Annotated in this window: 18 protein-coding genes; 5 read left to right on the forward strand and 13 right to left on the reverse strand. The window is 49.1% G+C overall.

Annotated features, from left to right (window positions below; translation table 11 throughout):
- Positions 1–130 precede the first annotated feature (130 nt).
- The 5 genes from M3194_RS13435 to M3194_RS13455 form a co-directional block, all read right to left on the reverse strand.
- Positions 131–703 carry a hypothetical protein gene (locus tag M3194_RS13435; RefSeq protein ID WP_251654587.1) on the reverse strand — a complete coding sequence of 191 codons (573 nt, stop codon included), beginning with the start codon at positions 701–703 and terminating at the stop codon, positions 131–133.
- Positions 700–2,463: a sensor histidine kinase gene (locus M3194_RS13440; protein WP_251654588.1), complete on the reverse strand. Its 1,764-nt coding sequence runs from the start codon at positions 2,461–2,463 to the stop codon at positions 700–702. The genes M3194_RS13435 and M3194_RS13440 overlap by 4 nt, the downstream gene beginning before the upstream one ends.
- The gene (locus M3194_RS13445) at positions 2,460–3,140 is read right to left on the reverse strand and encodes a response regulator transcription factor (protein ID WP_251654589.1); all 681 of its coding nucleotides are present in this window, start codon (positions 3,138–3,140) and stop codon (positions 2,460–2,462) included. The genes M3194_RS13440 and M3194_RS13445 overlap by 4 nt, the downstream gene beginning before the upstream one ends.
- A gap of 251 nt (positions 3,141–3,391) precedes the next feature.
- Positions 3,392–4,393, reverse strand: coding sequence for an aminoglycoside phosphotransferase family protein (locus M3194_RS13450; protein ID WP_251654590.1), 1,002 nt, complete (start codon positions 4,391–4,393; stop codon positions 3,392–3,394).
- A 126-nt stretch (positions 4,394–4,519) separates the two neighbouring features.
- Positions 4,520–6,532 (reverse strand): alpha-L-arabinofuranosidase C-terminal domain-containing protein, encoded by a 2,013-nt coding sequence (locus tag M3194_RS13455; RefSeq protein ID WP_251654591.1) that lies wholly within the window; start codon positions 6,530–6,532, stop codon positions 4,520–4,522.
- Positions 6,533–6,684: 152 nt separating this feature from the next.
- On the opposite strand from M3194_RS13455, the gene M3194_RS13460 reads away from it, so the two are divergent.
- The 4 genes from M3194_RS13460 to M3194_RS13475 all read left to right on the forward strand — a co-directional run bounded on the left by M3194_RS13460 (position 6,685) and on the right by M3194_RS13475 (position 11,086).
- On the forward strand, positions 6,685–7,551 hold the full coding sequence (locus tag M3194_RS13460) for an AraC family transcriptional regulator (RefSeq protein ID WP_251654592.1): 867 nt from the start codon (positions 6,685–6,687) through the stop codon (positions 7,549–7,551).
- Positions 7,552–7,624: 73 nt separating this feature from the next.
- Positions 7,625–8,905, forward strand: a complete 1,281-nt coding sequence (locus M3194_RS13465) for a spore germination protein (RefSeq protein WP_251654593.1) — start codon at positions 7,625–7,627, stop codon at positions 8,903–8,905.
- 25 nt (positions 8,906–8,930) lie between these two features.
- Positions 8,931–10,013 (forward strand): hypothetical protein, encoded by a 1,083-nt coding sequence (locus M3194_RS13470; protein ID WP_251654594.1) that lies wholly within the window; start codon positions 8,931–8,933, stop codon positions 10,011–10,013.
- Complete coding sequence (locus M3194_RS13475; RefSeq protein WP_251654595.1) at positions 9,983–11,086, forward strand: Ger(x)C family spore germination protein; 1,104 nt, start codon at positions 9,983–9,985, stop codon at positions 11,084–11,086. Before M3194_RS13470 ends, M3194_RS13475 begins: the two co-directional genes overlap by 31 nt.
- Here M3194_RS13475 and M3194_RS13480 read toward each other — a convergent pair whose 3' ends face one another.
- From M3194_RS13480 to M3194_RS13490, 3 genes are all read right to left on the reverse strand, one after another.
- The gene (locus M3194_RS13480; protein WP_251654596.1) at positions 11,087–11,557 is read right to left on the reverse strand and encodes a DinB family protein; all 471 of its coding nucleotides are present in this window, start codon (positions 11,555–11,557) and stop codon (positions 11,087–11,089) included.
- A 105-nt stretch (positions 11,558–11,662) separates the two neighbouring features.
- On the reverse strand, positions 11,663–13,147 hold the full coding sequence (locus M3194_RS13485; protein ID WP_251654597.1) for an amidase family protein: 1,485 nt from the start codon (positions 13,145–13,147) through the stop codon (positions 11,663–11,665).
- A 172-nt stretch (positions 13,148–13,319) separates the two neighbouring features.
- Entirely contained in the window at positions 13,320–14,297 is a 978-nt protein-coding gene (locus tag M3194_RS13490; RefSeq protein ID WP_251654598.1) for a phosphotransferase enzyme family protein, read from the reverse strand.
- A gap of 445 nt (positions 14,298–14,742) precedes the next feature.
- Between M3194_RS13490 and M3194_RS13500 the strand changes: the two genes are divergently transcribed.
- Entirely contained in the window at positions 14,743–15,936 is a 1,194-nt protein-coding gene (locus tag M3194_RS13500; RefSeq protein ID WP_251654599.1) for an RNA polymerase sigma factor, read from the forward strand.
- A gap of 127 nt (positions 15,937–16,063) precedes the next feature.
- Here the strand turns inward: M3194_RS13500 and M3194_RS13505 are convergent, their stop codons facing one another.
- The 5 genes from M3194_RS13505 to M3194_RS13525 all read right to left on the reverse strand — a co-directional run bounded on the left by M3194_RS13505 (position 16,064) and on the right by M3194_RS13525 (position 20,558).
- Positions 16,064–16,798 carry a Stf0 family sulfotransferase gene (locus tag M3194_RS13505; RefSeq protein ID WP_251654600.1) on the reverse strand — a complete coding sequence of 245 codons (735 nt, stop codon included), beginning with the start codon at positions 16,796–16,798 and terminating at the stop codon, positions 16,064–16,066.
- Entirely contained in the window at positions 16,795–17,376 is a 582-nt protein-coding gene (cysC, locus tag M3194_RS13510) for an adenylyl-sulfate kinase (protein ID WP_251654601.1), read from the reverse strand. Before cysC ends, M3194_RS13505 begins: the two co-directional genes overlap by 4 nt.
- 154 nt (positions 17,377–17,530) lie before the next feature.
- On the reverse strand, positions 17,531–17,797 hold the full coding sequence (locus M3194_RS13515) for a CD3324 family protein (protein WP_251654602.1): 267 nt from the start codon (positions 17,795–17,797) through the stop codon (positions 17,531–17,533).
- A 332-nt stretch (positions 17,798–18,129) separates the two neighbouring features.
- A complete protein-coding gene (locus M3194_RS13520; protein ID WP_251654603.1) occupies positions 18,130–18,459 on the reverse strand; it encodes a hypothetical protein in 330 nt (109 codons plus the stop codon).
- Between the two features lie 2 nt (positions 18,460–18,461).
- Positions 18,462–20,558 (reverse strand): PrsW family intramembrane metalloprotease, encoded by a 2,097-nt coding sequence (locus M3194_RS13525; protein WP_251654604.1) that lies wholly within the window; start codon positions 20,556–20,558, stop codon positions 18,462–18,464.
- Between the last annotated feature and the right edge of the window lie 151 nt (positions 20,559–20,709).

Here is a 20,709-nt window from a genome sequence, read left to right on the forward strand (position 1 = left end):
TATAAGACACCCTAAGGTGTCATGTCAACTCGCGTACAATTACAATAGAATTGCCTTCCCAGAAAGGCGTTATACCAAAGCCAAAAGCCGCGAAGAGTCTTCGCGGCTTTTGGTTCATTTCCTAAGCTTCTTATTTCAACGTAATGGTTTTTTTCCAGCTAAGCTCTTTTCCTTGATCATTAGCAAACGTGATTTTAACCTCGCCTTTTGCGCCTTTCAAGTCATCCGGATAGAAGAAGCCCATGAACTGTCCGTTTCCGCTGATGTAGAATCCGTCTCCGCCGCTTCCGCCATGCTCGATCGCTTCCTGCAAAGTGTTCGTAATATGGTTATTATCGGAGATCCATTCCATCTTCGACAACATATAGCCTTCCGGACGTTTGTTGACGACAAAATCAAAGCTGTTACCTTCGATTGGTTTCTCCGTCTGGTCGATAATAATCAGAATTTCATCGCTTGAAGCATCCGTTGATCCCGATGCATCCGGCGTCTTGTCCGGATCGGCCGACGGGCTGTTACCCGGAGTGCTGGACTCTTCCGCGTTACCCGCGTTATTGCTTGCCGGGCTATTTGATGGCTGCTCCGTGGCAGTTCCCTCATTTGCTGCGTTTGTGTTGCCACTGTCTGCCTTATTTCCGCAAGCGCTGATAACTACCAGAACGAGCAGCGATGCAAACAGCAAACTTAAAGATTTCTTATTCATGATAAATTCTCTCCTTTGTTCTCTTGTAAAGTGAATGAAAATGCGACGCCTTGCTCTGTATTCGCCGCGCCATAGTTGCTTCCATGCAGCTCCAGTATATGCTTCACGATAGCAAGCCCCAGCCCGGTCCCTCCGGATTTGCGGTCTCGCGAACGCTCAGCCCGATAGAACTGATCCCATATCCGGTCGAGATCTTCCTTCGCAATGGGAGGTCCGGCGTTCTCGATGACGGTCCGGATAGCGGAACCTTCGGTCCTCTCCATGTCTATGGTCAAGACGCTGTCTTCCGTCGCATGCCGAATGGCATTGCTGAACAGATTGAGAAGAACCTGCTCGATCCGCCTGCGATCCGCTTGGACGTACAAGTCTTCCTCTCCATCCTGCCGAACTCTTAGACGCAAATGCTTGCTCTCGAGCTGCTGCATGAACGAATTCGCAACTTGCCGAACGAGGTCGGTCATGGAGAATCGCTCAACCTGCAGCCGGACCGCCTTCACCTCGAATTTGGACAACTCCAGCATATCCATGATGAGTGCGTTCATTCGGTCTGTTTCGTTGACGATTAAGCCAAGGTAACGCTCTCTCTTATCATCCGCTACCCCGTCCTGCAATCCCTCCGCAAAGCCTTTCACGATGCCAAGCGGGGTCTTCAGCTCATGAGAAATGTTCGCCACCAGTTCCTTGCGCAGCTGCTCGGAGCGCTGCTTCTCTCTGACATCCTCCTGAAGCTGTTCATTAGCAAGCCTCAATTCCTTCAGCGCCGAATCCAGGTTTCGAGATAACTCGTTCATGTTCCGGGATAACTCCCCGAATTCATCTTTAGATCGTATCTCGGGGTGATCGGCGAAATCGAGCTTCGCGAGCCGTGCTGCTGAACGGTTAAGAGTGAGCAGCGGTCGCGAGACTATTCTCGAATAGATCAGCGATAGCGCGAGAACAAGCGCAAGGATTACAGGTGCCAGATAAATGACATATTTCTTTAACGTCTCAACGGCTTCGCCTACCGGCTGAAGCGAGGCCATAACGAACATGTAATGCTCGCTGCCTTCCGGCTCATCCGTGAGCGATTGCACCAATACGGCATACTCGACGCCGCTCCATGGATCCTTCCATTCGCTCCTTACGGTCTTCCCTTCATGCAAGCGCGACAGGTATGCCTCCGCTCCGGTCGTCCATTCCCGAAGGGCTTCATCAAGAAGCGCATCTTGATAAAGGGGGTTGAACGATCGCTGCTCCGGCAGCATGTACTCCGTTACGTTACCCTCTACCCTTACTAACCCGTCTTCAAGAGGAGCGGTATCGTCCGGCCAAAAAGCAACCGGATGAAGGATGGTATCCTTCTCATCCATGAACATACCGTCTATGACCATACGCTCTCCCTGCGATATCCCCCGCGGAATGGTGTTGACTGTCGCGCCGGCTGTCGGAATGGGTACCGTGATGAGCTTGTCGGCCGATTGCAGCTTCACATAATAGGGATTAATATTGGCACGGGTGAAGCTTTTATTCAGCACCGCGGTGCTGGTATCGTTCTTGTTCATGAACGACCCGAGAAGACTCGACAGCTCCCGTTCATTCCCTGACACTTCGTTGTACTGCTCAGCGAAGCGGCTCATGGCCGATTCCAATTCATCAACCCTGGACATCCGATAGAACCGTTCGAAGAACAGACCTTCCGCAAGCATCACCAGGCTGAATATAAACAAAATCAATGCGGACGTGATGACGAACAGCTTAAGGACTACGCCATGTTTTCTCATGCTTCAGACTCGAACCTATAGCCGGTACGGATGACGGTTGCGATATGCTTGCCGGCGTCCCCAAGCTTGGCTCTTAATTTTTTGACATGAGTGTCCACGGTGCGAAGATCTCCCAAATATTCGTATCCCCAAACCGCGTTGAGAATGAATTCGCGGGCCAATACTTTGCCTTCATGCTTGATCAGGAACAACAGCAGATCATATTCCTTCGGAGACAGATTAATCAGCTGCCCGGACACGGTTACCGTATGTGCTTCCCGGTTCACCGACATTTCACCGTATTGAAGCATTTCCGCTTCCCGCCCGACTGTTCTCTCTGTTCGCTTCATCAGTGCGGTTGCCCGAGCGACCAGCACCCTTGGGCTTAGCGGCTTCGTTACGTATTCGTCAGCACCCAGCTCGAAGCCCATCAGTTGATCCTCATCTTCCGATCTCGCCGTAATCATGATAATCGGAACGTCGGACTTCTCGCGGATGCGCCTGCACACCGACCATCCATCCATCTCCGGCATCATGATGTCCAGGACGATCAGATCAACAGAGACTTGCTCGAACAGCTCGAGCGCAACCCTTCCGTTCTCTGCTTCATGAACGTCCCACTGCTCTTTTTTGAAATAATCCGTTATAAATTCCCGCATCAGCATATCGTCTTCGACTAATAAAATGCTTCGTTTCATCCGGTACACTCCGCCTCTTTCCGGCAATGGCCCGTACCCATCCGGACCTGATTGTTTTAACCTTATGCTATCACAGGATTACCCGAAATGCGGCATTCTTAACATCGGCCAGCACCTCCATTTGCTCTACAAATTGAAGTATAGGAGGTTCCTGTGTCCATCGTGTGTATTTGAAGTGGAAATCTTGAGAATCATAACAACATTCGAATGCAATCAAAAAAAGCCGCAGCTATGCGACTTTTCCTTTTTTATTATTCTCTATATTTAGCGAGGTACTTCGGATAGGAAGCGAGATGAACAGCCTTAGACCTGCGCTTTGTTTCCTCCCGGTATTCCGGGACTTGCTCGGACTCCACATAATCGGCCAGAACATCGATGACATCGTCGAGCAGCTTCGCGCGGAAATACAGCTCCAACCGCTCGACGACCTCAGCACCAGCAGTTATCCGCACCTTTTCTCTCCATATTGGCCATGACGGATCATTGGCCAGCGGCCAGAGCAGCACGGAGTAATCCATTGCAGCATCGCCCTGCCCGGTGAGATCATCCCAATCAATGATTCGAAAAGCGTTACCGCCAGTGGTCAGAACGTTATTGCCGTTCAGATCGTTATGTACAAGCTCTTCTGCCGATTGTTGAAATGCGGGAGTTTGTCGAACCGTTGTCTTCAGCCTTTGGATTTCCTCTCCGAACCAGGATATCGTCTCGTCCGAAACAAAATCCCTAAGCAGCTCTCGCGATGCGCGAATGCCGTCCAGATCTTCTGTAAACCTGGTGATGTACTCATCCTCAAAAGCCTCCGCATAGGTTCGCTTTTCTGCAAGAGGCAGCAAAGTACGAAGATGATCGTCGCGATGAAGCTTGGCGATCATGTCTATCACGCCGGAGAGCAAAGCTTCGGAATACCGAACCTCCGCAAGCGGAGCCGCCTCTTCGATATATTCAAATACAAGGCCATACGGATAGCCGGGCACTATCTCCTGGTTAATCTCGTGAACAAGCTTAGGCGCGGTGTAATGCACAGACAGATACTCGCCAATACTCGCCCATTGCCGCAAACGTTCAGCCTTATGAGGCGGAGCCAGCTTGACGTGAAGACGCGTGCGGCCATCCGTCAAACGAATAGACAAGTTGCTAAAGCCCCCGGGGTTATAAATGTACGAGGCTTCGATGTGATCCGGGTCAATGCCAAGCGCTTTGGCGTTCACCAACGCCCATTCTGCAATTCTATGCTCTGCAACTGCAACCTCCATGCTCCCAACTGCCTCCTCAACCTATTCTGTCTTTACCAAATATTGTAGCATGACGGCCATGATTAATGGAGCTAAATAGAAACGGAACCCCTGATGAATCAGAGGTTCCGCTTCTATGTGTCCAGCCTATTTCGATCTGCGCACCTCTACAACGGCTACCGAATGAGGCTTCATAGCCAGAATCGGCTTGCGGCTGTCGAAGTCCAGTTGACGCTCTATCGTGGTGACAGCCTCCGGCTCGAAGACCGAATTTATCGTCTCGTAGCTGTCGCCGGCAAGCTCCCATGCCTTAGCCGTTCCGGTATTCGAAAATGAACCTATTGCGAGCTCCGCTTCAACCGATGCGAGGCCCCGGTTCACAACAAACAGCGTCAGGACGCTGCCGGATTCATCCAGTGCCGCCGCCACATCGAGTACGGGCAGCGGTCCCGGAGCAAGATCAAACCGCTTTGACCCCGACGGCCAGTCGAACGTCGGACATTCCGTTTGAGTCGGCAAAATGCGGGATATGTCGCGATTCGCATAGGTCTGCATGATATGGAACGTTGGCGTTCCGTATACGACTCGGCTGCGTCCGCTCCAACCGGTCTCCTTGCCCCGATATTGATCCGCATAGCAGTCGCCAACGCGAATACATCCGCCCAGCCAGCCATTAACAAGGTCGGAGAAGCTGCCGATCTCAATCAGATGAGACTGCCTGATGAATTCGTTCAAGTTAGCGGCATTGGCAACGGCTGCCTCCAGCGTATGCTCCATTGGACGACCTTCGCGGATTGTGTTCGGATAATACATCGTGTTGTACTCCGTAATAGCCAGCTTCACATGCGAATATGCCGGATTACCCGCAATAATCTCCTGGGTCTTGCGTATGGCAGCGCGAGTTACTTCGGGGAATGCTACAACCGCTGGATACCGCTCCTCCTTCGGCGTGCTTGGCGTGATGCCAACCGTGCCAAACCCGTGATAGATATGCAGCGTCAGCATGTCCATCTTTCCGGCAGAGATGTCAAGCACCGTGCGGTTCCATGCTGGGTCGCAGTCTCCGCATGCAAGCAGTACGATATTCGGATCCACGGCCTTCATGGCGTCGGCAAACCGGTTATACCGATGTGCGAATTCCTCCGCCGAGCAGTGCCCATGCTGCCAAGAGCCATAAATTTCATTGCCGATCTCCCAATAACTAACCCCGTAAGGTTCCGGATGACCGTTGCGCGCCCGCAGCGCGCCGTATTCCGTATCGACAGAACCGTTGCAATATTCCAGCCATGACGCCGCTTCCTCGGGCGTGCCTGTTCCGGCATTTACGCATATGAGCGGCTCTGTGTCCGTATCCCGGCAGAATGCCAGAAATTCATCCGTACCGAAATATTTGTTCGTCCAGCCGCCCCATGCTTCATTAACCATATTAGGACGTTCCAGAACGGGACCGATGGCATCCTCGAAATGATAAGCGCTGATATAATTACCCGCGAGGCGCATCATGCCAGGCTTCAGCTGCCGCGTCAGCTCTACGACCTCGCGTTTTGCATAACCCGCGCTGTCGGCCGGCAGCATCGATACATGATCGAGCCAGAGCATGCCGGAGCCCATTCCGTCTCGCCACGTCTCATCCTGCGAAGATAACAGAATCCGGAATTCCCCATGCTCGCAAGAACGCTCGGGAGTAAGCTCGATCTCATATTCATTCCACTTATGTCCGCGCAGCTTAAGCTCGGCCCGGCTAAGAAGTTCACCGGTTCCGCGGTCAGCCAGCTCGCATGCGGCCGACCGAAGATCCACGGCGGCACGCGCTACAATCTTTACCCGGTACGTGCCCCCTTCCACGCTGACCCTCTGCCCAATCCCCCCATAACACCGGTCGGCGCTCAAGATGCGGATACGCTGACTATGGCCGGAATGCCGAGGGGCGGCCGGCTCCAGGGCATACTCGGTATTTTTGCCGTTGGTGACGGCATACCAGCCGGAAGACACGCCTCGGGTATCGGCCTCGTCTTCAAAGTCCATGTCCTTCAGGGCAAAAGCCAGCATGGCATCCATATGATCCCGGATATCCTCGACGAAATGCCCGAAGATAAAAGGGTTCAGCCGATGTTCGGACGGTTCTTCCGTATGAACGGTAATCATTGCTCTCTGATTCATATGTATTTTCTCCTCTGCTATAAGGATTACTTCGCGTAAGTCCTCTTATTTGCTACACCCGCTTCAGTAGTGATCTAGACTAGATTTCATATCCATGATAGTGTTTTCGTGAGCGGATGAACATAGATTATAAGGAAGGTTACGTGAGGAAAATGGACATTTCTCAGAATGAAGCAATTCTCAATCCGGAACAGCATAAGTATGGCGACATACACGCCTTGCCGCATTCTCCAGATCTATCGATCTATATCCCGATGATTGGCATCAACTATTGCGCGCCAACTTACAAGAATATTCGGGAAAAAGCCGATATAACTGTACTTGGGTTTGTGATAAACGGACATGGGGAAATTCAGGTTAATTCGGAGAAGCACCGCCTTGGAAGAGGCGATGTCTTTATTCTGAGAAAGGACAGCAGGCATGAGGTGACGGCCTTGTCCGATTCAAGCGAGCCTTGGACCTATTATTGGTACAATCTGCATGGCAATAGCCTGCCGCTGCTGGAAACCTTCCACTTGCTTCACACCTCGTATATCCCCGACGCTGGCATTGGCCATTTATTCTTGAAAGGCTTAGATGCAGCAAAGCATCGAGCTGAAGGAACGGATCTTCAGTCGTTCTCTATCTTGACTTGCACGGAAATTATGATGGCCCTTCAGCAGGCGATTAAGCAGGCAGCAGACTATTACTCCCCTGTCATGAGCCGGATGAAGCTCTTTCTGGATCAGCTTGTCGGCGAGACCTTTCGATCAGAAGAGTTCGCCCTTCATATGGGCCTTTCTTTCAGACAGTTAAACCGGATTTTCAAACAGCATACGGGAATTACCATTTACCAATACGTTCTCACCCGTAAAATGGACATCGCCAAAATGATGCTGCAGGACACCGAAATGCCTGTCGGCGATATCGCCTTCCATCTCGGCTACGACGATCCGCAATATTTCTCGAATTTGTTCAAGCAGAAAGCGGGAATGTCCCCTACTGCATACCGTAAGCTGAATGAAAGAAGCGCCGATTAATAACGGCGCTTTCTTTATTTGAGAATGAAACGGGGAGAAAAAGGAAAATATATCCCTCAGAGGTGATTCCCCTGTGCGGTTTGAAGGCTTAACTAAAAACGAAGACTTCTTGAAACGTGAGTTTGACAACCGGTATTTTTCCATTTGTCTTTATTACTTATCTACGGTGTGTAACGAGGATGATATTTTCGATAAGCTGATATCCCCCTTCTATCTGTCCAGCTCGTCTGATGATTACGTAAAGTACCTGCGGTCTTTCCCGAATTGCTCGCTGCATACGGGGGATGATGAAGGAACCGAACGGCTGCTCGACGGTTTCGTTATGGTTGCCCTTAACGGGAGCATGCTGTCTGTCAGAATGAAGGATTTCAAGTCCCGCTCTGTCAGCGAATCAACCGAAGAAAACGTGCTTCAGGGTCCTAAGGACGGCCTGAACGAGGACATTCATACCTCTATGAACCTGATCCGCAACCGTTACAAAAGCGAATCGCTGCGCATGGAAAGCCACTCTGCAGGCAGCAAGTCAAAAATTAAACTGATGCTGTTATTTGATGAACAGCTGGCCGATGCCCATGCCCTTAGCGAGCTTAAAGAGAAGCTCTCCCATATTCATGTCGATCTCATTCAATCAGCCGGGCAATTGCAGAAAAACCTCATCAAAAGCCGGTTTAATCTATTCCCGCTCTTCCTGACTACCGAACGTCCCGACCGGGTCGTCAAGAACTTGGCGGAAGGCAAAATTGTCATTCTAATCGAAGGCTCATCCTGGGCTCTGATAGGACCTGCTGCTTTTTTCGATTTTTTCAAATCGATGGATGACCCAGTTCAAATGCCCGTCATTGGACAATTCATGCTGTTCATTCGCTATGTTGCCCTAGTGATTACGCTTGTGCTGCCAGCTTTATATATCGCGATTATTTCGTACTCCCCCGATCTGTTGAAGGTTCAGTTTGCTCTCCTTGTTGCCGGCAGCCGGATGTCCGTTCCGTTTCCCTCTTATGTGGAGATTATGTTTATGCTCATCATGACCGAATTTCTGATTGAAGCGAGTATACGCCTGCCCAAGACCATCAGCCCAACGGCCACGACAGTCGGAGGTCTTATCTTAGGACAAGCAGCAACCGAAGCGGGATTGGTAGCCGAGGTCATGATTATCGTCATCTCGGCTGTGGCGATCTCGAACTTCGTCATTCCTGTCAATTCCATGCATCAGGCGATTCGGGTCATCCGGTACCCCTTAATCATTCTAGCCAGCTTTCTTGGAACGATTGGCGTTGTCCTTGGTTTGTTGGCGCTTATCGCCTATCTTTGCAATTTGAGGAGCTTGGGTAAGCCTTACATGAAATTGCTGTGAGACCACATGAAATGCAGGTGATGACATGCTTCAAATCCGATACTACTACTTTCTTCTCTATCTGAATTTCATCGTCTGCATGATTGAGTTTACTCCCAAGCTCATCTATTCGGGGCGGTATACCGGCAGCCTTAGCAGCTTAATGCTTGCGTTATTCGTTACCTGCTTGATGATTATTTTGTTTGAAAGACAGATGAACCGGTTCTCCGGACAATCGATTGCCCAGATCATGTCCGGCACATTAGCCCGCTTTGTTCAAAAAAGCCTGTTCCTCTGCTATTTTGTTCTGACGTATGGTGCCGGACTGATCTTTCTAATCTCCTATACGCAGATCATCCATAGGTTTATCTGTCCAGATATGTCATCCGGGCTGCTTTTTGCCGTTTTCCTGGTTCTCGTACTCTTCGCCTCTCTCCTTGCATCGAAGAGCATATTGTTCATGCTGGAGATCATTGTGATATTTCAAATCCCGTTCATGATGATCATGATTCTGCTCTTCTTATTGGACTCCAATATCCAGGTTGACTTCTTGCTGGAAGCCGCTACCTATATCCGCCATTGGCCGGCCTACCAGATGATCGCGGCTGGTGCTTTTCTCTTCAACGGCTATATGAGCCGATTGGTTTTTAATGAGCATCTCGTAAGCAGCAAGCCTAAGAAGCAGCTGCCGGTTGTTTTTATAATCGGGCTCCTGCTCTTGCTCGCCTATTATTTCATTCCGATCGGTTACTTGGGACTGGCCGGAATCGATAGCGACAACGATGTGTGGTTCACAGCAACAAACAGCATGCGTCTACCGCATTTTTTCATTGAACGATATCTGGTTGTCTTCCTAATGATCCAGCTTGGCGTATCACTCATGTTTGTCATTGTCTGCTGTCATTCTTCCCTGCAATTTCTGAAGCAAGCGAACCTGCTCAACGGAGGAAAAATCAAATGGATCTGGGTCTCGCTGTTACTTGTTCTATCCTGTGCGCTATGGCCGTATATGGGCGAATCCGCTATTCGAAACAGCTTCTTCAGCTGGTTCCTAAACGTGAAGCTGGTGTTCGACATCCTGATGGTGCTTGCAGTCCTTTGTTGCGCGCGACGAATAAAGCCGGCTTAGTAGCTGCATGTGTCATCTTCATGCTCATGCCTCTGTCCGGCTGCGCCTTCGAGGATATAGACAGGCGCGCCTTCGTGACGTCTATCGGCATAGATTCATCCGAGGTAAAGGACAAGAAGTATTCGGTTATTCTGAAAATCTCCATGTCCAAAGGTGATCCTAAAGTGATCGGCAGTGATTTCTTGATGCTTCAAGTTAACTGCAACTCCATCTCGGAAGGGCTTGACCTCCTTAGAGCCATGAGTGATAAGAAGCTGGAGTACGGGCATGTGAAAGTGCTGCTGTTTGGCGAGGAGGTTGCGAGGAAAGACATCTCTCTTGCGGTTGACTATTTCATGAGAAGACCGGATATTCAGAAAATCGCATACTTGGGAGTGGGCAAGCCCAACGCTTATGAATTGCTTAGATTCAAACCAAAGGAAGAAGCCGTTGCCGGCAGCTACTTCTTCTATGCGTTTGAGCGCAGCCGCATGCAGTCCCCTTTCGTGTATGCCGTCCCTCTCTATGATGCCAGCAGAAGAATCACGACTCCAGGGCTGGATTTAACCATTCCCGTTATGGCGTATGTACATGATGATCTTCAAATTAACCAGATCGCCTTATTTGATAAGAAGAAGCTAAAGGTAGAGCTCGCTTCGGATGAGTCAAAGCTTTTAAAGCTGCTTATAGCCGGCGTGCATAATGATACGTTAACGTTAAAAACGAAGGATGGAGTATTCTCCGTCACAACCGAGGATGGTGAGTCCGACTATAAACTCGCTATAGGACAAGGGAAGGCAAAAGCCTTCTTTTCGATCAAGATGAAAGGCGCCTTAATCGAAAGAATGGATGATTCCGGCGTTATTACGGAAGACATCAAGAAGACTCTTGAGCAGAAGGCAGAGGAACAGCTCCAGAAGAACGTTCTTCAGCTCTTGATTAAGCTTAAAGAGGAAGGCCTCGACCCGCTGGGCTTTGGCCTCCGTTACCGCTCCAGACATTGGGATCATTCGAACGAGGTTAAGTCGTGGTCAGCGATCTATCCCGAACTGGAATTCCAGGTGAAGGTGCAGTATAAGATTAAGGAGAATTGATTAATACAATCCCCGGCGAATCAAATTAGCGGTTACCGGAACTTTATTAAGTTCCCTTGACCATACGGACAACTGGCCGACATGATGGATTTCATGGGCAATAACATGCCGCATAATCTCCCCATATTTGAAGCTGACGGTTTCCCCTTTAGGAGTTGTCTCCGAGAATACGTTCCACTCCAGCTCATCGGTCCACGAGGCGACAAATGCACGAATATCTTCGTGGAATCTATGGGATAATTCCATGACTTGCTGCAGGCTGGCATAGGAATCGAACGGTTCCCTGAAATCCGGTTTCCCTTTCATATCACAGATCCAGCTATACTCCACTACCACGATATGAAACAACGTGTGGAGAATCCCGCCAACACCGCCTGTCCGCTTCTTTAGCAGTTCTTCAAGCGGCACGTCCTGGCACCAATTGAACCAGTCCTGTCGAACCTGCCAGTTGTATTCGAATAATTTCTGCATTTATTTAACCCCCTAAAATATCGTTTGTTAATGTCATTAAAAGATTTCCGTTTTAATCTTATTCCATGATTCGAAGGAACCTTGTTCCTGAATCGCTGCTAGATTTTACACCGGATCAATCGGCGCGCGACGGCATTTACTCGCTTGTTCATATGCGTACGCTAAGCGAAACAGTGTAGGCTCACTGTACGCGGTTCCCACGAATGTAATTCCTTGCGGGCCTTTAGTGGTATAGCCTCCTTCGGCTATTATGCCTGTTTCCGCATAACCGCCCGGTACCGTAATGGCCGGGTATCCGGCGCGGGCGGAAATATCCAGTCCGTCCTCGTTGCCCAGGAACAGCAGAGCATCCAGTTTATATTCGCGCATGGCGTGATCAATCCCTTGCTCGCGCGCCACCTCACGATTAAGCCTTAAGCTCTCGACATACTCGGGTTCAGTTAGCGTGCCGCTGGTTTCGTTAGACCAGATCAGCGTGCTTTGACCGTACTTCAAGGCTATATCTCGATTCGCTTCGTTATAAGCGATAAGCTCGTCTAATGTCCGGACATAAGCGCCGTTTCCAGCTTTGGCTAAATAATCGTTAAGCCCTTTTTTGAACTCGAACCGCATCACATCCCAATCCCACTTGGCGTTCTCGCAAGGCAGCGACACCGGATCGATTATAATGGCTCCTTGTTCCGCGCATAAAGTAATGGCCCTTTCTATAATCTCAGCTCTCGCGGCATCGAGCCCTTGATAGTAATGGCGTGGAATGCCGATTCTCGCGCCTTTCAGACCGCTTGCGTCGAGGAAAATCGTATAATCGGCATAGGCTATGCGCTGATCGTTTTTCATTGCGGAATCCTCCGGATCAGAAGCGGTCATTGCTCCGAGCAAAATAGCGGCATCTCGGACCGTTCGAGTCATTGGGCCGGCTGAATCCTGACTATGCGTTATCGGGATAATTCCTCTTCTGCTAACAAGCCCGATTGTCGGCTTTATCCCAACAATACCATTTTGCGAGGAAGGACTAATGATTGATCCCGATGTTTCGGTTCCAATTGCAGCCGTACATAGATTTGCAGCAACCGCAGAACCGGAGCCGGAACTCGAACCACCCACGAATAACTCTCCTGGTCCATATGGATTAAGGGTCAACCCTCCTCTCGAGCTATAGCCCGACCACATCGTACCGGACATGAAATTCGCCCATTCCGTCATATTGGCCTTGCCCAGCAGCACGGCTCCTGCTGCCCTCAATTGCTCGGCCACGGCTGAATCTTGAGGAGCAAAATGCTCAGCAAGAGCAACGGAGCCGGCACTGGTATGCATGCCGTCTCCTGTATCGATATTGTCCTTAAGCAAGATCGGAATGCCGTGCAGTCGTCCTCGGGCACCATGCTGACGCCGTTCGGCATCCAGCGTACGCGCGATCGCAATTGCCTCAGGGTTAAGTTCCAGTACTGCTCTTAGCTTTGGATTAAACCGTTCGATCCGTTCCAAATACCAGCGTACGCACTCCTCCGACGTTAACTCTCCCGCTTCCATGGCCGTTTGCAACGATGCGATATCGGCTTCCAATAATTGATCGTTTAAGGTTTGATTCATAGATAACTCCTCCTTATCGCTTACCTTTTCATAACATAGTCCTCTTCATTTTACCTTTTAGAATCAACTGCGGGTTGGTAACAAACAGGTATATCTATACTGAACACACGCTAAAAGACAAGCTGCCGATTATCGTTCGGCAGCTTGGATTAGCAATTCGGGTACAAGCCAATCAAATCGTATTGAAAACTCTGTCATGATTCAGCATAGGCTTGCAGAAATGTTCAATGTGTCCTGTAATATGACTACGTATCCAGGAATGCTTATCCGGTTGATCCAGCACAAAAGCGTAATAGCCCATTATGGCCAGAAACATAAAGGCTTCCAGTTGGATATGATCGATACTCTTGCCATGGAGAGAGGTATAGCCGGACAGCAGAGCATCACGATAGGCACCAGGGACCAGCAAAGCGCCCATCGCAACGTCCATCGCGTAATAGCCATGTCCCGATAAGCCGAAATCAATGAATGAAATTCCTTTTGAGGAGGATATCAAGTTGCTGTAATTCAGATCAGCGTGGATGAATCCCCAGCTATCCTGCTTTTTCTCCCAGCCATTCATCCGGTCCATAATCATGAACAGGGTTAATTCTATGCTTCGAAACTCTTCAGCAGTGAGAATGCCCCTCTCATGACCATCACGCATTTTGGTTAACAGGCTATTTGTCCATTCCATCCCATAGCTTTGCCTAACCATATCGGATTCAGGCTTATAACGCTGCGAAAACCGATGAAGATCAGCGATAAGAATTCCTAAGGTTCGTGCTGACTCTTCGTTATTAAAGTCTTGCTTAGAGACGATCTCTCCGTCAATCCACCGTAAAATGGAGCAGGCTACTTCTTCATGCTGACAATCCACCGTTGTCACCAAGCTTCCTTGGCGATTTGGAACGGGCGTCTGCACAGGCAATGCGGAATGAGCAGACCAAGCCATCAGAAAATCCAGTTCCGATTGGACAGCCTTAATCGAATTCTGAACTCCTGCCATGCTGGAGGCAATCGGCTTATGCAATCGCAGCAAGTAAGTCTCGCCCGATGCTTCTTCAATCACCTTATAAGTAACATTTTCATTATGACGAATGAGTTCACCGACGGGCTTTCTGAAAGGATACTTCGCCAAAGCATCCTTCATGCATTCTGTAAAATCCACCTTTATTCCCTCCTCGCATCTCCGGTATCGTTATAGTCTTAACACGGAGATCAGCTCGTCATGTATGATTTCACCGCTGTTACGGAAGCCAAAGCTCTCGTATAGCTTTCCGGCAACCGCATTATCGTCTTTATAAGGAATCCAACAGTATTGAGCGGGTCTTTCGAAGTGTAATCATCCAGAATTTCTCCCTTTCAAGCGTATTGCGGCCGCCTATTAACCATACAATTAATGCCAAAAAAGGTATAGACTTATGGTGAAAATTTTTGTATAGTATTATTTATCCATGGCATTTTTAGGGAGTCCATTCTCAAACTTTACCGGCACATTCATGTGTCGGTTTTTTGCATTTTTACAGCTATTCTACTCGTAAAAAAATTGGCTTTGTGGCCTTTTTCTGTTCCGAGGTGTCTAATGATATGTGAAAGCAAAGGAGGTTCACTTGATGTCTGGGCCTAATGACAAAATTGAAAAACTATACGAGCAATATCATCATAAAATTCGACGCTTCCTCTCTCTAAAGACCGATACGCAAACAGCGGAAGACATCGCGCAATTAACTTTTGTCAAAGCAATGGAGAATCTTCACACGTTCCGCGGAGACTCAAGTGAGTTCACTTGGTTAAGCAGTATTGCTGGCAACTCTCTAAAAAATGAACTAAGAAAACAGCATCGCATCAAAGAAGATGCTGTAGATCTGCTGGATACGGACAGACGTTTCATTGCAGTCGAATTCACGAAAAATGTGGAGTTAAGAATCGATATCTCCATGGCTCTCGTTAAGTTGAACCCGCTCGATCGAGAGATCATCTCTCTGCATTATGATGTTGGATGCACGTTAAGAGAAGTATCCGAGCTTGTCGGGATGAAGACCAGCGCTGTGAAAAACCGTTTATACAGGGCTTTAACCAAATTAAGAAATGATTTTCAGACCGAGGAGGTTCAAAGAATAATGGAAGCCCTTCATATTGCGGTTGTTAGCAAAGATAGTGAGTCTATGTCCATCCCTACAGATGATAAAATCTATCGGGACGTCCTTGCGAAGCTTAAAGCCAATGTTGACCGCATTTGCAGTAAACTTCATCACAAACCATCAAGCAAAATGACGATTGAGATTTATCCCGATCTTCATACCTTCCACTTGGCCGTTCATGAGCCTGACGCACCTGACTGGTTTATGGGAATGATAGAGGGAAATACCATTAGGATAACATCCCCTTTAAATCCCGGACCTGAGCACACCTACGAGTCTATTCTCAAATCAACGGTGCATCTCTTTACCATGTGGCTGGTGAAAGATATCAATCCGTATGCGCCAAAATGGCTTTACCAGGGATTAGGCGGGTATGAAGCGGGCTTAATGACCGAAGCTTATATAAACGATTCCGTAAGAGAGTTAGTCGAGCAAGGGGAACTGCCTGCTCTAACTGAGCTGGAGGATAACTCTTGGGATTTCGAAACGAGGAAGGGATTTCAGTTCTCCTATCTTTTATGTGAGTTCGTCCTAAATAAATATGGCATAGAAACTCTGAATAAAATCATCCGAAAACCTAATGATTTCGAAGATGCTTTCGCTTGTTCGTCTCATGAATTCCATAACAGCTGGAAAGAGCAATTAAGAGCTCGATTAAATCTCTAATGAATGCAAACAAGAAGAGACAATCAGCATTAGCTGACTGTCTCTTCTTGCAAGTCCCCGATTCCGCCCTTACCGAACTCATACATCAGTTCGTGGTAGTTACTTCCAATGCGATCGCGTTAGAGAACTACCAGCGTTTAATCTCCCAATCTTTCTGCCTTTCTTCGCGATACCGCTGCACCCATTCCTCGGCCACCTCATCTGCCAATTTATCGAGTGCGGGCGGAGCAACAGTAACGCCGTCTGCGGGGATGCCCAGATACTCCAGCACTTTCAGAACCGTTCCCTCGTAATCTTCGATAAAATCTTCGTACACAATGGTAAGCGGAATAATCTTCGTCTCCGAGAAGAAATCCTCTAATGCCGCTTCACACATCGTACTCTCGAGCAGGAGATGATTAATGGCATCGAAATTGTACTGATCGGCAATATCATGCTCCTGCGGCGTCTCTCCGAATGTGCGATGCCATTCGCCGGATACAATGGCCCGCCACCAAGAGACGGCCAATCTGACTTTATTGCGGCGAGTCATATAGATATGCTTGGAGCAATTAGGGAAGGCCGTGCTCCACACTTCGGCCCGGGCAGCGTGATTCGGGACATGGAGCAGCGTCCGGAAAGCATCCACCCATCTTTGTTCAAATTGGATTTTTATCCCGAATACACCGTTAGGCGTCGTTCCGTGTTCCCTTATCTGTTCAAGATCCTCCATTCGGAAGGTTGCGGGATCTCTATGCTCAAAATGCAGCCATTCGCTAGGGTCGCCCGCTACTCCCGTGGAGGCAAGCGCAGTATTAAGCAGTGTACTTCCCGTCCTCTGAGAGAACCAAATCGTGTAACTTAATGCAGGAGCTGTCATCATGCTTCCTCGCTTTCTAATTGGTATTTGTACTTATGAGAAATAAACGCCGCAAGTTCTTGCGAACAGGCCTCTATAGAGCGATACTCCGTGTCTACGATAAGCTCTGGGTCAATTGGCGGCTCATAGCGGGCATCAATCCCTGTAAAGTGACGTAATTCTCCCCTTCTAGCTTTCAAGTAAAGCCCTTTGGGATCGCGTCGTTCACAGGTCTCAAGCGAGCATTTTACATAAACCTCCGCAAAGTCGGCCGAATCAAACCGCTTCCTAATTGCATCTCTTACAGATCTTGTTGGTGCTATCATCGCGAGCAGGACGATAAATCCAGCATTCAGGAACATGGATGCCACCTCGGCTGCACGGCGTAGGTTCTCTTTGCGCTCGTCTTCCGAAAATCCGAGGTCTTGATTCAAGCCTGCTCTTAGCTGATCCCCATCTATAACCACGCAATTAAATTCCATTTTGAACAATTCATGCTCGACGCATTGACTCAAGGTGGATTTTCCCGCTCCCGATAAGCCGGTAAGCCAAACAATTCCGCCATGATGTCCATTCCGGCGTTCTCTGTCATCTCTTTGCATAATACCCTCCTTACCAAGGAAAATATGGAAGCCGAACTTGATGATTATTCTAACAGCACCTAGCGAACTGTGATAGGTAAGAAACGGTTTTAACCTGTTTTATACACAAAAAGCCACATCAGAATCTCTTCTGATATGGCTTTCTCTAAACATTCTATTTTACTTTCGTATACACAATTCTCTTGATCGTATCCCGGGCTAGAAAAAATTGCTCCGTAAGCTGATCAATGGCAGCGCCTTGAGAGAACAGTTGACGAATTTCTTCGTTTCTTTGGCGGATCACTTGTCTGCTGCCCGAAATTACGCCCCAGCCCTGACGCGCCCCTTCAGCTTTAGGCACATAAATCAACGCGCCATTCACATATTTCTGTACTTCCTTCAGCAGCTCCTCAGGCAATACATCTGCATTTATATATTTCATGATCACTCTACTCCTTAAAAGAATTTATTTTAAGGCAGCAAAGTCTCATTATAAATTTATTTCACCTGATCAGGCGGTTTCACGCTTTAGCTCTATACAAACAACCGCCGTTGCTTATAATGAAGACTTTGCATAGAGCTTACTCTCTTTGTCATCCAACATGCTGCATAACCTCCGCTTCCATGGGATAATGTGTCAAGTATAACATGATGTTTTAGCCCACTCCATCCATTGCGTTGCGATGCTAATTCTTGCTTCGGTAGCCGGGTCGGAGTATGGGCACTGTCCTTCCTTCCTAGATGCCATTGGCACCTGCTCTACCGATAAATTCACTATCCAATATAAACAACCGTTCCGTCTCGCCGGAATGCGCTTGGCAGTCCGATCTCGAGCAGATTTAACCTGCGCAGCATATGCTCTTGAGCTTCGCCGCTCATCTTGGAGCTTACCCATTCCTTCAATTGAGCGATTTCCTCCAGTATCTTCGGCACATCCTCTTGCTCGACGTCCGTGCCGCCTTGAAATAAAGCAGTCCACTCGAGTCCCAGCTCTTCGGCTGCCGGTTCCCAGTACTGTTTATAAAATGACTCCGTTGCAACCGGCAGCATAAACGAACGCTCGAATTCGTCTTCGGGATCCACAATAAATGCACTAATCGACATGTCTACTTCACTCCAAATCTTATCGTAAATGTGTAATCCGGGAATTCCTGCCGTAGACGGTTCAAGCTGTTCTCTGCTGCAGCCCGCAGCTCCGGCGTATCTCCATCAAGCTGGAACTGGAAATTGCGGATGTTCTTAATATCTTCCAGGGCCGGAATCTCGGATGTACCGTCAGGTGTGGTACGCGTGCCGACCGCTTTTTGCATCAAGTTATTGATTCGAGTCTTTGTTTTCTGATATAGCTGTTTATCCGTGAATTGCTGTGGCGTCTGCTGCGGCTTGCCGGTTTTGGGATGTATGCGATTCAGACCCTCCGCCGACTTGGCTTCGTAAAAAATGCCATTCTCGACGTCGATGCCATCAAACTCGCCTAGTGCTCCGTTCTTGCTGTCGTATAACTCCACGCCTTTATACTTGGCTTTGCTCCAGTGCACATAATCTTCCGAGTCTTTCGGAGGAGCCTGTTCCTCCGGTTTATCTGGATCCGGTTTCTCCTTTGGTCCGTCAACGTCAGGCTTGCGCGGGATGTCCGGTTCGGGCTTATGCCGCCGTTTGATAAGCTTCTCCAGCCAATTCTTGAGACGCTCCCCGCCCTTCTTGGCCAATCGTCCCAACGGTACGCGGCTAAGCGCAAGAGCAATCAGAGCAGCTATCGCATTCTCGGGCGTGAGCAGCCTCTTCGGATCACGGATATTCTTTGCGATCTCATGGCCGCTGCCGGGGATGCTAATTGCTGTCAAGGCGAAGCCTAATGCCGGCCAGAATCCTACAAACAACAGGGCTAGAGCAAATGCTCCAAGCAGGATCGCTCCTTTCTCCCTGAAGCTGAGACGATCCCACCAATTTTGCAGCGAATCGAACATGCAGGAGAAGCAGGCCGATGAATCGAGCTGCGCATGCCCTTGCCAATAGGCTGCAAACCCTGCGAGCAGTCCAGCCCCAATCAGCAGTAAGGTTATGCCCATGACTGTTCGTAAATGCTTCTGCATGCGGCCTCGTAATTCTTCCTGGACAGATAGGGCCTCGGCGTTCCCATACAGCAGAATAAATCCCATTTCCCGGCGTTCCCGTATCCATGCCATCATGCTGGAGAAGCCTTCTCTCCTGCCGAAAAATGATCCCCACAGATGAATGAGCTCACTTAGCGGGTCTATGTACCGGTCGCTTGGCAGCATGGAGAGTTTGCTTTTAACCCGATTTAAAGCCGTATAATCCAATACTAACCCCAAGAGCAGCATGAGCAGAAAAATATTTTTCGTATGATAGCCGCTGCCGGTCCACTCGTTCATTCGCATAACCCAATCGGGCAAAGCGTTTTGCCCGTTGTAAGCGGCATGCTCGAGAATTGACCAGGCGAGCAGCACCACCGGTAGAGCATATATCCAATTCGTCAGCCGCTTGCGGAATCGTACAGCGAGCCCTATTCCGAGAGTGACCATCGCTGTGTGCACGGGATGGCTGACTGTCATGATCGTCGGGAAGAAGCTTTCTTCGAACCGGCCCGGAAACAGCGTCCAGAAGTCCCAATGGATGGTCTCTCCTCCAAGCATCGTGGTACTGTAACCATAGGTTCGGCCGATGATACCGGAATTGAGCCACCTTCGGCTCAGCTCTTCCATCAATTGAAAGCCTACCCCGGCTGCCGCTCCCGCCAGGGTGTAATCGCCAAGGCTCATCGACGATGCCCGGCGCGAGAAGAATAGATAGAGGCCAAGAGGAAGCAGCTTCCATACCTCTTCCACAATGGGAGTGATCACGGCTATCGACCAGGTGTCCGAAGTCCTTCCGCCAATCAAGCCATGCGCCCCCATAAGGGTCCATGCCGTAATCGGGATCACGAGTACAATGCCAAGCAGCATAAACAGGGCTGTTTTTTTCCATGTAAAGGTCTTGCTCCGGCATAACAGCCAGAACTGCAGCATGACGTAAAACGACCATAGATACTGGACCAGCATGGTACGGGAATCGCGATACATGAACAACCCCGCAATGAAGAGCAGCAGCGAAACCCAGCACCAGATCGCGTAAATAGTCGTTAACCAAGGATAACGCTTTACCCGGACGAATTGGTACGCCGCCTCCGCGTAGTCTCTAACCATGCTCCGGATTCGCCATATCTTATCCGTATCGATCCCTCCTTACCCGGCTTTCCCCATGAAAACCGGCAGATCCTCATTCCAAATCATACTCGATAAATTGGAACATGAATCATAAATAAGAAGAGATTAATAAAAACTGGACTTTATTCCC

The sequence above is a fragment of the Paenibacillus glycanilyticus genome, assembly GCF_023715145.1.
Classification (GTDB): Bacteria; Bacillota; Bacilli; order Paenibacillales; family Paenibacillaceae; genus Pristimantibacillus; species Pristimantibacillus glycanilyticus_A.